The sequence below is a fragment of the Thalassolituus maritimus genome (assembly GCF_900156675.1).
Classification (GTDB): domain Bacteria; phylum Pseudomonadota; class Gammaproteobacteria; order Pseudomonadales; family Oceanobacteraceae; genus Thalassolituus; species Thalassolituus maritimus.
Map to the genome: position 1 here is coordinate 80786 of NZ_FTOH01000002.1, position 14016 is coordinate 94801.

General features: G+C 52.2%; 14 protein-coding genes and 1 other RNA gene. 7 read left to right on the forward strand and 8 right to left on the reverse strand.

Going from position 1 to position 14016, the window contains the following annotated elements; all coding sequences use genetic code 11:
* Positions 1-59: 59 nt before the first annotated feature.
* Entirely contained in the window at positions 60-551 is a 492-nt protein-coding gene (gene rppH, locus BW941_RS03230) for an RNA pyrophosphohydrolase (RefSeq protein WP_068440986.1), read from the reverse strand.
* Between the two features lie 160 nt (positions 552-711).
* Here rppH and BW941_RS03235 point away from each other — a divergent pair, with 160 nt between their 5' ends.
* Both BW941_RS03235 and BW941_RS03240 read left to right on the forward strand, forming a co-directional pair.
* Positions 712-1371, forward strand: a complete 660-nt coding sequence (locus tag BW941_RS03235) for a histidinol-phosphatase (RefSeq protein ID WP_076514250.1) — start codon at positions 712-714, stop codon at positions 1369-1371.
* A 24-nt stretch (positions 1372-1395) separates the two neighbouring features.
* Positions 1396-2574 (forward strand): imelysin family protein, encoded by a 1179-nt coding sequence (locus BW941_RS03240; protein WP_076514251.1) that lies wholly within the window; start codon positions 1396-1398, stop codon positions 2572-2574.
* A 6-nt stretch (positions 2575-2580) separates the two neighbouring features.
* Here the strand turns inward: BW941_RS03240 and BW941_RS03245 are convergent, their stop codons facing one another.
* From BW941_RS03245 to BW941_RS03255, 3 genes are all read right to left on the reverse strand, one after another.
* Positions 2581-3777 carry a class I SAM-dependent rRNA methyltransferase gene (locus BW941_RS03245; RefSeq protein ID WP_076514252.1) on the reverse strand — a complete coding sequence of 399 codons (1197 nt, stop codon included), beginning with the start codon at positions 3775-3777 and terminating at the stop codon, positions 2581-2583.
* Positions 3778-3977: 200 nt separating this feature from the next.
* On the reverse strand, positions 3978-4406 hold the full coding sequence (locus BW941_RS03250; protein ID WP_068440954.1) for a type 2 periplasmic-binding domain-containing protein: 429 nt from the start codon (positions 4404-4406) through the stop codon (positions 3978-3980).
* Between the two features lie 11 nt (positions 4407-4417).
* Positions 4418-5536: a hypothetical protein gene (locus BW941_RS03255; protein WP_076514253.1), complete on the reverse strand. Its 1119-nt coding sequence runs from the start codon at positions 5534-5536 to the stop codon at positions 4418-4420.
* A 401-nt stretch (positions 5537-5937) separates the two neighbouring features.
* Between BW941_RS03255 and BW941_RS03260 the strand changes: the two genes are divergently transcribed.
* Positions 5938-7557, forward strand: coding sequence for a methyl-accepting chemotaxis protein (locus tag BW941_RS03260; RefSeq protein WP_076514254.1), 1620 nt, complete (start codon positions 5938-5940; stop codon positions 7555-7557).
* Between the two features lie 200 nt (positions 7558-7757).
* A complete protein-coding gene (locus BW941_RS03265; RefSeq protein WP_076514255.1) occupies positions 7758-8630 on the forward strand; it encodes an HDOD domain-containing protein in 873 nt (290 codons plus the stop codon).
* Positions 8631-8645: 15 nt separating this feature from the next.
* Here the strand turns inward: BW941_RS03265 and BW941_RS03270 are convergent, their stop codons facing one another.
* From BW941_RS03270 to BW941_RS03285, 4 genes are all read right to left on the reverse strand, one after another.
* On the reverse strand, positions 8646-9845 hold the full coding sequence (locus tag BW941_RS03270) for a UbiH/UbiF/VisC/COQ6 family ubiquinone biosynthesis hydroxylase (protein ID WP_076514256.1): 1200 nt from the start codon (positions 9843-9845) through the stop codon (positions 8646-8648).
* 5 nt (positions 9846-9850) lie between these two features.
* Positions 9851-11080 (reverse strand): 2-octaprenyl-6-methoxyphenyl hydroxylase, encoded by a 1230-nt coding sequence (ubiH, locus tag BW941_RS03275; RefSeq protein ID WP_076514257.1) that lies wholly within the window; start codon positions 11078-11080, stop codon positions 9851-9853.
* Between the two features lie 4 nt (positions 11081-11084).
* Entirely contained in the window at positions 11085-12401 is a 1317-nt protein-coding gene (gene pepP, locus BW941_RS03280) for a Xaa-Pro aminopeptidase (protein WP_076514258.1), read from the reverse strand.
* 68 nt (positions 12402-12469) lie between these two features.
* Complete coding sequence (locus tag BW941_RS03285; protein WP_076514259.1) at positions 12470-13033, reverse strand: UPF0149 family protein; 564 nt, start codon at positions 13031-13033, stop codon at positions 12470-12472.
* A 183-nt stretch (positions 13034-13216) separates the two neighbouring features.
* Between BW941_RS03285 and BW941_RS03290 the strand changes: the two genes are divergently transcribed.
* The 3 genes from BW941_RS03290 to ssrS all read left to right on the forward strand — a co-directional run bounded on the left by BW941_RS03290 (position 13217) and on the right by ssrS (position 14001).
* The gene (locus tag BW941_RS03290; RefSeq protein ID WP_175607857.1) at positions 13217-13414 is read left to right on the forward strand and encodes a TIGR02449 family protein; all 198 of its coding nucleotides are present in this window, start codon (positions 13217-13219) and stop codon (positions 13412-13414) included.
* Positions 13407-13721, forward strand: coding sequence for a cell division protein ZapA (locus tag BW941_RS03295; RefSeq protein WP_217693562.1), 315 nt, complete (start codon positions 13407-13409; stop codon positions 13719-13721). Before BW941_RS03290 ends, BW941_RS03295 begins: the two co-directional genes overlap by 8 nt.
* Before the next feature lie 99 nt (positions 13722-13820).
* Positions 13821-14001: non-coding RNA, 6S RNA (ssrS, locus tag BW941_RS03300), on the forward strand.
* Positions 14002-14016: the final 15 nt, after the last annotated feature.

The following is a 14016-nucleotide window of genomic DNA, read 5'->3' on the forward strand; positions in this document are numbered from 1 at the left end:
TCTGTTCTGGCCTCGCTATTAGGCTCAGTTTATCTCGTTCGTTGTTATTATCTCCGGACTCAGCCGGACTTACGTTGCAACCTTGCAATACGCGGTGCCAGTTCCGCCAGTGCGCGACGGTAGACATCGCGCTTAAAGGCAACGACTTCACCAAGAGGGAACCAATAACTCACCCAGTTCCACCCATCAAATTCGGGGTTGCCCGTCGCTGAGAGGTTAATCTCTGATTCCTCTGCCAGCAACTTCAGCAAGTACCATTTTTGCTTCTGCCCAACACACACAGGGCGCTTGTCGCGTCTGACCATCCGCTTTGGCAGGCGGTAGCGCAGCCAACCGCGGGTAGAACCGATGATCTGCACGTGCTCGGGTAAAAGACCCACTTCTTCCTGAAGTTCACGATACAGTGCTTTCTCCGGCGACTCTCCGCGTTTTATTCCCCCCTGTGGGAATTGCCAGGCATTCTGACCAATCCGACGGGCCCACAGCACCTGCCCCATTGCATTGCAGATGATGATGCCGACGTTCGGACGATACCCATGCTCGTCTATCACAATGCCATCCAACTCTATCTATTCACTCAACCTTGCCGATTTTATCGCAAAGATCAAGGGCGCACGTCGGGTGCGTAAAACATAATAAGGAAAGTATGGCTTGTTCCCGCTAGAATAGCGATCTGTTTCTGATTCATCTGCCAATACAGGGCCGGTTACCGTGGCATTAGCAATATTTGATCTCGACCATACGCTTCTCTCTGGCGACAGCGACCACGCCTGGGGCCAATTCCTCGTCGACCGCGGTCTGGTCGATCCGGAAGTCCACCAGCGCCGCAACGATCATTTTTACGAACAGTACAAAGCGGGCAGTCTGGATATCCACGAGTATCTCGAATTTGCCATGCGTCCATTGACGGAATACGACGCTGACCATATGCATGCGGAGCGCGACATATTCCTCAACGACCGCATTGAACCTCTGGTCAGCCAGAAGGCCAGGGATCTGATCCGTCACCACGAAGAGCGCGGCGATACCCTGTTGATTATTACGGCCACCAATGGCTTTGTAACCTATCCGATCGCAGAGCGCCTGGGCATTGCTCACATTATCGCGCCGCACCCGGAAGTGGTTGATGGCCGCTATACCGGAAAGACCGTTGGTATACCGAGTTTTCAGGACGGTAAAGTGACCCGCCTGAAAAGCTGGATGGAAGAGCATAGCCACGACATGGAAGGCAGTTATTTCTACAGTGATTCCCATAATGACCTGCCACTTCTGCGTCTGGTCGATCACCCGGTTGCTGTCGATCCGGACCCAACTCTGCAGGCGGAAGCGGAAGCCAGTGGCTGGCCCGTCATCAGTCTGCGAAAAGACTGAGTTAACGGTAGAGAAGACTGATCGATGAAGCGTGTTGCCTCCGTTCTGCTGGGATCTCTGATGTTGCTCTCTGCCTGTACTGACGGAGAGCACAACAAGCCTATGAGTACGGAGGTTTCCAGTCTCCCAGAGCCCGCAAGCCTTGGCGTCGACGAGGCTTATTCGGAACGCTTGATCAATATTGCTTACGCTCAGCTCTCCAAATCTGTTGAGGCGGCGCAGGCGCTGCAATCCAGTACGGTGGCGCTACGCAAAAATGCGACCCCTGAACGACTCAACGAGGCCAGAGGCCATTGGCGTGCGAGTTATTCAGCGTACCTTTCGTCACTCGCTGCTTCCGATATTCCTGTGCGGGAGCCGAGTGAATGGTTCGCCGCCAAACTCACACGTCGCCACCTGGCCCAGCAGTTAAACAGCTGGCCCATCGAGCCCGGCTATATCGATTACCTCGAGGGGTACCCCTTTACGGGCATCGTTAATGATACGACTCTGACAATAGACAGAGAGTCGCTGCTGGCGCAGCATCAGTTCTCTGACGCTACCTACGTCAGTGTTGGCTATCACGCGATTGAGTTCATTCTCTGGGGTGAAGATGGACAGCGCCCGGCGTCTGATTTCGATATCAATGCCACGAAACCCGAAGAAGGGGACACCAGCCCGGTGACGCATCAGCAACGCCGCGGAGACTACCTGGCTACCTTGGCCGATATTCTGATAGCTGATTTACAACGCCTCCAGATGCGCTGGGCACCCTCTCCCGAGGCTCGAGGCTATTATGCTCAGTTACTTTCCACCGTAACCCCAGCCGAAACACTGCAGGCCAGCCTGCTGACGGTAAACCGGATTATTGAGCAGGACCTGCTGCAGAACTACCTGACGGACGTCGGCAGCAGTCCTTTCAGCGGCGGAACTCCTGTGGATGTCGAGGCCATTCTGCGCGGGATTCGTCAGGTGCTGATTTCAGAAGATGGGACGAGTGGCCTGCAGCCTCTACTGACTGCGCGTAAACAAGAAAGGGACATGGCGCTACTGGCCGAAGTTATCACTCTGACCAGTGCCGATACGGCCTGTATTGCTGGCTGGCAAACAGCGGTGTCTTACCCTGACGGCCAATCTGACTGCCGTCAACAAATGCTGGAACTGCTGATCACACTGAAGCAGATCAACGATCAGCTGGGTCTTAAAATCCCAGCGAGTGGCTGATCAGATTCAGCGCGTTGGCAATACGCGCGCAAACACCGCCTTGAGATAGCGCGTTTCTGGAATGGCTGGCTGCACTGGGTGGTCTGCCCCTTGAGAGCCCACATGCTGAATCAGAACTTCACGGTCGAGTTCACGGCCCAGAACCCGCAGTATATCCGGCAGACGGTCATCGGCCAGATGCATAGAGCATGAGCCCGCAACGATCATGCCGTCTTTATTCAGAAGTCTCATCGCAATCTGGTTGATGCGCTTATACGCCTGCTCCCCTGCTTTTACATCTTTACGACGTGGAATAAATGCAGGTGGATCGACAACAACGATATCGAACCGCTCTCCGTTATCGCGCAATTGCTTCAGAGCAGCGAAGGCATCCCCTTCCCAGCAATGCAGCTTATCTTCAACGCCATTAAGTGCGGCATTCTCTTCAACCCAATCCAGCGCCTGTGCGGAAGCATCGACACAATGCACTTCGCTGGCGCCATGGTTGGCCGCCTGAACGCCCCAGCCACCGACATAACTGAAAACGTCCAGCACACGTTTGCCTTTAACCAGACGGTTAAGTTGTGCACGATTTTCACGATGATCATAAAACCACCCGGTTTTCTGACCATGAATGACTGGCGCCATAAAACGGGTGTCGTTTTCGATCAGCGGAGCGCAATCGTCTTCCAGTTGACCATGAACAATATCAACGTACTCGTCCAGACCTTCGACCGCACGTAACTTACCGTCGTTTTTCAGCACAATCGTGGCAGGCGACGCCACTTTATGCACAGCGTCGATGATGTCATCGCGCAGCATCTCCATCGCAACGCTAGAGATCTGAATCACGGCGACATCGCCAAAACGATCAATTACCAGACCCGGCAGGCCATCACTGTCACCATATACCCAGCGATAGCACTGATGTGGATACCAGAGCTCACGACTGCTAAGCGCAACCTGAAGTCGGTGAACAATCAGCGAGGCATCCAGCAACTGCGAAGGACTACGACTGATAAGACGACCGCAAATTAATTGATCGGGATTCATCACCGCAACGCCAAGTGGCTTTCCACTCGCGGCCTCAATCACTACCTGCTCCCCAGCGGTGATGTTTTTCAGCGGGGTCTGCGCCGTGTCGACTTCATTACTGTAGACCCACAGGTGGCCAGACTTCAGACGACGTTCCGTCTTTGGCTTCAGGCGCAGAGAAGTAAGCATGAAACAGGCTCCGGTAAAAATAGAGAGTTAAAAACAATGGCGAGCAAAGCGCGGAAGTATACGCGAAAAGCCCCGGCGCATCATAAGATTCACCAGGGCATTAGAGAGTAGTGTTAAGTTAAAGGAACCGGACAACATTTAGTAAATAAAGCGCAGTACCCCTCAATCATGTCCATACTTACGAGCCATAATTCAGCATACTAAAAACGAAATACCACATTCACTGCCTCATCAACCGCACTCTCGTCGATATAACCAATCATATTCGGATTATCAGCTATCAACTTCTTGACCTCAGAGCTATCACCGACTGCCTTAGGTGGAGTTCCCTTACCTGTAAAAATAAGCTTGGACCAATAGGCCTTGAGCTGACTTTCACTCTTCCCTAAGACCTTCTCTGCAAATTCGTTTCGCGGTGCTGACCCCTCGGTTTGATCAATAGGCACCGCGGAACTTCCATTCGGAAAACTTGAGGACTTGCCCAAATATATGCGAGAGATGACACTTGCGTCCAACTCGGTAATTCCATTGCCACTACTTACTACTACAACCGTGCCAGCGCTAGCAGGAAGAGCTATCAGTAGTAACGTAGAGCCTACTAAGCTAAATAAGATTTTAGTCAAATTCATATAATCTCTCCTTAAAATACCAAATCTAGTGCGACAGAATAAAGCATGCCGTCTTCACCCGAAGTAGAACCGGCTTGAATCTTTTCTTCGATTTTCTGAACTTCGAATTTAAATGCAGCGCTGGAGTCGTAGTCATAACGAGCACCGAGAATCCAGCTGCTATCATGTCGCTCGAACATAGACTGTATGTTTCTTACTGTAGCATCTGATTCCTTCAAACTTCGCACCGATGCGTAACTCAAATGTACCGTTGTTGAGTCAAAGCGCTTCGCTACACTAAAGAGAGAGGACATTTCGTCAAGAAGCATTGCGGTTTCATGCTCTAAAGCAGTTACTTCAGCTATTGCGCTGACATCACCATTATCCCAAGTTGCAGCCAATTCATAAAAATGACTTGTTTTGCCATCCAAAGCAAATTTCTCACCAACTCCACTTGCGGTTGCTAGCCCATATACTTGATCAAGGTCCCTGGTTCCTCCAAGCTCCAAATCTGTGTAACCGTCGCCAGTGTGTACTGAAGCACGATACCCGAAATCACCAAGCGTCAGTCCAAATACGACACCTGCGAGATTTTGCAAAGAAAATTCATAGGCCGTACCATTTACTGAAAAATCCTCAAGTAGACGCCCCACATAGACTTGTGTAAACAATTCAGCGGTTCCAATCAGAAATTGCCGCGAAGCATCTATCCCATTAAAAGATGAGAACGTGTCAAGACTGTATACCTCTTCTGGCGGCCTTATCCAGTTATAAGCGTAGCCAACCTCGAGAAAATCTGAATAATAGAAGAAGGGGGTACGTAAACGACCGATTCGAAGGGTCGTCACATCATCAGGTGAGTACGCCACATAGGCCCAAGCCGCCTCGGTATCATAATCTTCGCCCCCCCTGGAAACCAACTGGGTCGTAGCAGATGTTGAATCGTTCACTTGTTTCGATAGCTGAACGCCTACAACAGTGTCTGCCGAAAAGGATATATCATCGTCATACCCCTTAACAGATACCTCAGAATTGGACAGTACGCCTGCTCCAACACTCATGAAGCCATTGACTACCAGTTCTTCGGCGAATAGTCCCGGACTTGCACTCATCAAGGCCAGCGATACTAAAGGAAGTTTGATTTTAAGCATAGAGTTAGTTCCATATTAATTATACTCATAAGAACCATAGATCATAAAATCATAGTTGTTTGCAGTATTTTACTTTTACTGACCTGTCAGATATGCCACATCCCCTCCTGAGGCGCTCTCGCATTAACATGCCAAGGAAATTTTTAATTGAGTATTAACTATCTTTACAACGTCGCGAAAGCTAGTAATTGCCACCGATCCCGACCCCTCCAGCATTGATAAGAGATAACTGACGACGATCAATGATCGAAATAGTCGCTAATGAAAATTTCGCCGATTCAAGGTAGGACTAGAGGCCTAATAGTGGTTGGAGCAACTTCACGATTTTTTTATCTAATCACTGGCCGACTAATATATCCTTGTCTATTGTTTATAGACAGATTTACATAAGGGTAATAGTCATGACTTGGTTCAGCCGTCTTAGCGTGTTCCACAAAATCATGCTCATACTTGGGGTTTACGCGGTTTCCAGCGCAATCAATTTTACGATTGGCATCAAGGGCGTTAACGATACCAAAGAGTATATTGTTAACCTCGAAGAACGTATCTACGAGTCGGTGCAGCTGGCAACTCAGAATAGCTTTCTGTTGCAACGCGCGGATGAAATGTTCACTCAGTCGGTCACCGCGGGTGACCCTGATATGCAGACATTAGGGGAAGAAACGGTTGGTAATCTCCTCAATAATATCGAACGCCTGCTCACGATTGACGCATCTAATCAAGATCTTCTCAGTCAGATCAAAGTCAGTGCCACCGAATATTTGAGTGTCTCCAGCAAGCTATTGAATAACCTGCTCAGCGACAACCCTGATTTCTCGCAGCTGCAGGCCTTGGGTACGAGAAAGTCTGAGCTGCTCAGCGAGACAAACGCTCTGCTGAAACAGCACAAGGCCAGCGTCGATAATTTATTCTCGTCGGCAATCGACGGCGCACTGTCCAGTAGTTCACGTACCCTTAATATGGTGACAGTGACCAATGTCGCTTTTTTAATTTTGCTCAGTATGCTGATTTTCTACATTGGTCGTCTGTTCAGCAACACTGTTAATTCCATGAAAAACTCTCTGGCCGGCCTGGCCGACGGTAGCGGCGACCTGAATACCCGCCTGAAGGTTCAGACTGAAGACGAGTTGGGTGTTATGACCCGCAACTTCAATGCTTTTATGGATCGCCTCAATGAGATTATCCGCAAAGTAAAAGAAGTAGCACCCGAAGTGGGCGATGCAGCCAACGCAATGAGCGGCAGCACGAACCACGTACGCTCTGTCACCGAAAACATGAGCACCAAGGCCTCGGAAGCGACGTACGCCATGAATGAAATGGCAAAATCTATCGAGGAAGTCAGCCAATCGGCCAGCGAGGCCAGTGGCGTGATGCAGGAAACCCGTGATGAGTCTGCTGAGAGCCTGAAAATTGTTGAATCGACCATCAATAACTCTCGCGAACTGAACTCGCAGATTCTCGAGGCTTCCGAAAGAGTGGAACGACTGGTAAGGGATACCGGCGATGTGTCGACTATTCTCGACGTAATTTCTGCCATTGCCGAGCAGACTAACCTGCTTGCTCTCAATGCCGCCATTGAGGCCGCACGAGCCGGTGAACAGGGCCGTGGTTTTGCTGTTGTTGCCGACGAAGTCCGGGCGCTCGCATCGCGTACAGCGTCTGCGACCACCGAGATCCGCGACGTCCTTGATCGGCTAGAGTCTGCCGCCAATGAAACGGTGCAGTCAATGACGCTGGCGAAGACCCAGTCTGAACAGAATGAGCAGAACGCCGAACAGACGGGCAAGCATATTTCTCAGATCAAAAGCCGCGTAGAGAGTGTCAGCTCGATGGGACTCACCATCGCTTCGGCCACAGAAGAGCAGACGGCGGTCGTGAGGGATACGCATTCAAGTATCAGTGCGATGAACGACACCGTCACAGAAATTCAGCAATCATTTGCCGAACTTGCTCGCCTCGCAGAGAATCTGCAGGGCGCAGCCGGACATTTGCAGGACTCAACGTCTAAATTCCGGATCTGAGGTTGCTGGTCCACTCAGCGCAACAACCTGCCGGGCATGGTATCAATGCTGCTGCCGCCCGGCGGGGAGTACCACCAACACCCCGACACCTTGTGCAGCAGACACGCAGGTGCACATTGATTACAAAATAATAAACACCTGTGTCGAGTTCTGGCTAAACTTAGATCACTAATTTACGGTCCCGATTTCGGCAGGCAGCCATGGCGCAACCTCTTACAGATCAGCAGATAAGCGACATCATGCAGGGCATCCGCGTGCCACCGCAGCCGCAGGTGTTGGTTGATCTGCAAATGGAGCAGATGTGTCCCGATCCTGACCCACGCAGTATCGCAAAACTGATCAGCCAGGATGTCGGCCTGACGGGAGCCATCCTCAAGGTCGTTAATTCGGCGGCTTATAACCTCAGCTCACCCAGCACGTCAGTCGAACATGCAGTCAACCTGATCGGCATCGATAGCGTAATCAATGTCATCAATGGTCTGGCCATCCGTAGCGAGCTCAGTGACGCCAACATAGTTCAGCTCAATCGATTCTGGGATACCGCCACCGACATTGCCAATATCTCCGTGGATATCGCTCGCACCATCAACTTTGAGCCAACAGACTGGGCCTACATGCTCGGCTTATTTCACAATTGTGGCATTCCACTGATGATGATGCGGTTCGATAACTACTTTGAAGTGATGGAAGAGTCGTATGCGCACCCTGACAAACGCGTAGTGGATACTGAAAATGCCATACTCAACACCAACCACGCTGTGATTGGCTATTACACGGCGAAATCCTGGCGGGTACCGAAACCCATCTGCGACGTCATTGCAGAACACCACAATGCCACTCACTACTTCCGCCCGGAAAATACGAGCGACGATGAGCGTAAAACACTACTGGGCATTCTCAAGCTCGCGGAACATATCTGCGGAAATTACCGAATTCTCGGCCAACAGGACGAAGACCTTGAATGGCAAGCATCAGGAAGTGAGATTCTGGCTCACCTCGGTCTCGGAGAGTACGACGTAGAACAGCTGACGCTCTCGTATGATGAAAGCGGCGTGGGCGCCCAGAACTACTGAAGCGCCACGAAAAGCTTACTGCAAGCCCATCGCTTTCATAACGACATGCTGTTTTACCGGCATCATTTTATCGAACAGGCGCATTCCCTCGTTACGTATTAAGCGCACCAGAGGCTGGTCTGACGCAAACAAACGCTTAAAGCCCTCCATTGCCGCCATTGTCGCCAGATTATCGGCCTGACGACGACGCTGATAGCGCGCCAGTACCGCATCAGATCCAGGGGACAGCCCCTTATCCATTGCCCGCACTATTTCTTCAGATAGAACCTGAGCGTCTTTAAAACCGAGATTCACGCCCTGACCAGCCAGTGGGTGAATCGTATGTGCAGCATCTCCTGCGACAACAACCCCGGCTTCGTAATACTGCGATGCATGGCGCTGGCGTAACGGGAAACGCTGTCGGCGTGATACTTCAGTGACCTTACCCAGCTTACCCTCAAAGGCATCGGTAAGTGCAGCGCAGAAGTCTTCGTCCGACATGGCCAGCACTTTGTCTGCTTCCTCTGGCAATGTCGACCAGACGATTGAAGCCAGATGATCGTCAGAATGCAGAGGAAGGAACGCGAGCGGCCCTTCCGGGCGAAAGCGCTGCCAGGCGGTCTGCGCGACACTCTGCTCAGTACGTACAGTCGCTACGATCGCATGATGACCATAATCCCACTCACGGGTCGTCATTCCGGCCATCTGACGGACGTTAGATAACGCACCATCAGCACCAATAAGAAGACGGGTTTCGAGTGCGTTTCCGTCCGCCAGAGTAACAGGCACCCAGCCGTCTGCATCTGGGTTATCGAAACTCTGCACCGCGGTCTGAAGACGCTCGATTGAACGAGCGGACTCTGTCAACTGATTCAATGCTGTCAGCGTCTGTCGATTTTCAACGATATGCCCCAGCGCCGGAACGTGCAGGTCGGTCGCATTAAAGGTGACCGAGCCTGTTCCCTCTGCGTCCCAGACGTGCATCCGGGTATAACCACTCAGCACCTGGTGCGGAATAAGATCCCAGGCACCGATGTCTGTCAGGAACGCCTGAGATTGAGCCGTAAGTGCGCTGACCCGCAGGTCATAATCATTCACACCACTGCATTCTCCCGCGGGCGCAGGTGTCGAAGGGTCAATCAGAGCAACACGTATATCATCCGCACCCTGAATCAGGGCAGCGGCAATGGCCTGTCCGACCAGCCCCGCACCTACAATAGCAACATCAAACTGCATAATATTTATCCCAGTTTCGCGGCTGTGTGACCCAGCCCCATAGCGTGGCGAGCAAACAGGCGACGCGCGACCGGCGCAGCTGCCATGGTCAACAAGCCCGCATCGCGCAAAAGTGCGACCGCCGGTACTTTACTGCCGAATATTCTCGGCAGCAGGTCGCTGGCAGCAATGGTATTGCGCTGATCTGCCGACTGCTGCTGAAGGTAGGCTTCCAAGACATCCAGACTGCCCACATCCTGCTCCTGCATCGCCGCCCGGTTCAGATGTTCAGCAAGTACCGCAGCGTCTCTCAGTGTGAGGTTAAACCCCTGACCTGCCACGGGATGAAGGCTGTGCGCGGCGTTGCCCAGCAAAACCAGCGAGCGTCTGACCTGCTCGGATGACTTCACCAGCGCCAGCGGATAAGTCAGCCGCTCACCAATGGCGGATATCTTACCGACCCGATATCCGATACGGGCCTGTAACCGTTCAATCAGAACGTCGTCCGCCAGTGCCAGAACGTCGTCGATTTCATCATTGTTCAGTGTCCAGACAACGGCGTACTCATTATTGTTCAATGGTAAAAAAGCGATCGGACCATCACTACTGAAACGTTCATACGCCCAATGGTCATGAGGCTTCTCACACTTAACCTGAGTCACCAGAGCCTGCGCACCATAGTCTTTCCGACTTTGCTCTATGCCCAGCTGGCGCGGCAGTGGCGAGCGGCCACCGTCCGCCATAATCAGAAGCTGGGTGGTAAGGGTGCGTCCATTATCCAGCTTCAGTTCGGCACCTTCTGCCGTCATGCGCACAGTTTCAACACTGTTCGGCGCCATCACATGCAGGCTGTCAGAGACATTAAGCCCCGACAGCAGGCCTTGCCCGAGGCGATGGTTCTCAATGATATAACCGAGCGCTTCGGTGTTCTGTTCATTCGCATGCAATTGAGCCTGACCAAAGCGGCCTTCGTCACTGACCTGAATGTGATCGATACTGCAGGCGTAGGGAGCAATGCTGTTCCAGATGTCCAGCTCTTCGAGTATCTGTCTCGTTCCCCAAGAGAGGGCAGTTGCTCTGCCATCGAACGATGGAGGTCGGTCACTGTCGTCTTTATCCCAGCTCAGGGGCTGACGATCAATCAGGGCAATGCTAAGACCAGCCGCACGTGCAGGTGCCAGCAAATGAACCAGGCTGGCGCCGGCCATACCGGCACCAATAATGGTAATGTCTACCTTGCTGTTATCTGTACTCATAGCTTTACGCACTCATCAGAGCTTCAATATCTGCGATCTCTTTAACAACGTCTTTGGTCAGGACATCGCATCCATCTTGAGTAACTACGACATCATCTTCGATACGGATGCCGATACCTCGCCATTTTTCATCGACAGACTCATCGTCCGGTGCAACATAAATACCAGGTTCAATGGTCAGTACCATGCCCGGGGCCAGCGTGCGCCACTCACCCTCAACCCGATATTCACCGACATCGTGCACATCCATGCCCAGCCAATGTCCGGTTTTATGCATGTAGAACTGACGGTACGCGAGCGACTCTATCAGCTCGTCGACCTCACCACTCAAAAGACCGAGCTCAACGAGACCGGTTGTCAGTACTTTAACTGCAGCCTCGTGAGGCTGATTCCAGTGATTACCTGGTTTAGTCGCCTCAATCGCTGCGTACTGCGCATCAAGGGTCAGTTGGTACAGTGCCCTCTGAGGCTCACTAAAACGCCCGTTAGATGGGAACGTACGGGTAATATCAGAAGCGTAGTAATCCAGCTCACAGCCAGCATCGATAAGTACCAACTCGCCATCATTAATGACGTCATCGTTGCGCGTATAGTGGAGTATGCAACCGTTGTCGCCCGAGCCGACAATCGATGGATAGGCAGGCCAGCGACTGCCCGCCGCCATGAAAATCTGCATAATCTCAGCTTCCAGCTGATACTCGCGCATTCCCGGACGCACAGTCTGCATGGCACGGGTGTGCGCCTCGGCACTTATCTCGGCCGCATGACGCATCACCGCCACCTCAGCATCCGATTTAATCACACGCTGCTCATGCAGCAGATGATCCAGCGCACTGAATTCGTGAGGAGGTGTTGCACCACTGCGCACCTGAGCCCTTATATGATTCACCCATTGCATCAGCTGGCGGTCAAACTCCGGGCTCGTGCCCAGATTCGCATAAATACGATTACAGCCTTCGATCAGCCCTGGCAGAATATCGTCGATATCAGTTACCGGGAATGCATCGTCGCAGCCTAAAACCTCAGGCGCCGCTTCCGGGCCAACACGACGTCCGGTCCAGATTTCCTGCTCTTTGATTTTTTCCTGACAGAACATCACGTATTCGCCATGTTCACGCCCGGGAATCAGCACCAACACTGAATGCTCTTCATCAAAGCCACTCAGATAATAGAAGTCGCTGTCCTGGCGGAAAGGATGTTCAACATCACGGTTGCGCACGGTGACGGGCGCAGAAGCCAGAATCGCGATGCTGTTCGGGCTCATTTTTTCCATTAACGCCTTACGACGTTTTGCGTACTCGGCAGAATCCAGCTTGATCATAGTGATCTCTCTCGGCATCAGGTGTGCGTTGCTATCGTGAATATCCAGATTGATTTCTGTCTCGCAAATCAGTGCAATGTTTTCTGGGTGGCACCTGCAGGCGGCTGCTGGGGTTTGTTGTACGCATAAAACACTGTCAAAGCTGCAACACGGGCGTGTTCTGCCAGTTCATTCAGCAGCTGCACGTTTTCAGGGTCGTTAACGTCGTCAACCTGCGCCTGCGAGAAGGCGTCCAGGTCCTGCAGTACTTCCATCACATCTTTATCAGGGCGCCCGGTAATTTTGCCAGAAGCTCCCAGGCCATCCAGGAAACCCTTGCTCCACTGTGCCAGGCATTCCACCTGCTCATCGACGTCCGCTTCTTCATCGTCGGGCAGTAGAACCTGATACGCCATATCTTCAGCGCCGAGGGTGTCGACAACGTCTGCGTAGAACCCGACAAGCAGGGGGTGCAGCCCTTCGGTAACTGCCTCGATCTCAAGGTAATCGGCAGCTTCCTGAAGCCAGCTGTCGGTCGTAAGGCGAGCACCGGCAGAAAGAAAACCCGTTAACCAGCCATGCAATGCCGACGGCGATTGAAAGCATTTATCGTCTTCCCACTGGTCGGCGAGTTCGGGATAATTCAGTGCCATAAGAACCTCAGAAACAGTTTATGGTCAGATTGTACCACTTGGGGCGACCTGAGTAAGAAGATGCGTCCCAAAACCGGGGCCGCACGTTGACCATTTGCCCGGCTGCCTCTTATAGTACCCACTATCTGGCAGCCCTGTGCCCGACAATAAATAAGGTGACGGACCGCGATGCAAGAGGCCGAGATGCAAGCACTACTACAGAAGATCGAGAAACTGCTCGATATTCATGAAGATCTGCGCGAGCAGAATAAGGCCATGCGCAATGCCGAAGCCGCCTGGCAGGCAGAGCGTGCGAAGCTAATTCAGCAGAATGAAATCGCGCGCCGCAAAGTCTCTGAAATGATCACCCGCCTGCAGACTCTGGAGCGTAACAGTGGCTAAGACCCCAAATACCGTATCCCTGACAATCATGGAGCGCGAATATCGCATCAACTGCCCAGAAGGGGCTGAGAGCGAACTGCGCGAAGCTGCGAATTATCTGAACGACAAGATGCACGAAATCCGTGAAGCCAGTTCGAAGGCCGGCAAGGTATTAGGCGCTGACCGCATCGCTGTCATTGCTGCCTTGAACATCACCCACCAGCTGCGCGAAGCAGAGAACGGCCAGGTGCAGGTTAACAGCGACATCGAGCGCCTGAACAAGCGTGTCGACGCCCTTCTCGAAGAAGACTCACAACTCGAGCTGTAACCCTTTCGCTGCAGAAAAATAGTGTTTTTCTGCAGCACTTCACAAATTCTCACTGGGTTTTCCGTGACATCCGCCCCCCGCTCTTTGCTATACTTCATTTGCTCCCTGGAGTGCCTGGTCGGTAAAGACCTCGAGCCGATGCTTATTACCCAGGAGGGTTTCTCTCGTTGTTGTGAGCATGTCCGGCATGACCGGAAAGCCTGATTCGATGATCGAACCCCCCACCTTGAACCATAGGGTTCAAGGGCTTTATCCGACATAAGGGCGCACCAGGGAGCTTTTCTTTTCTGGAAGC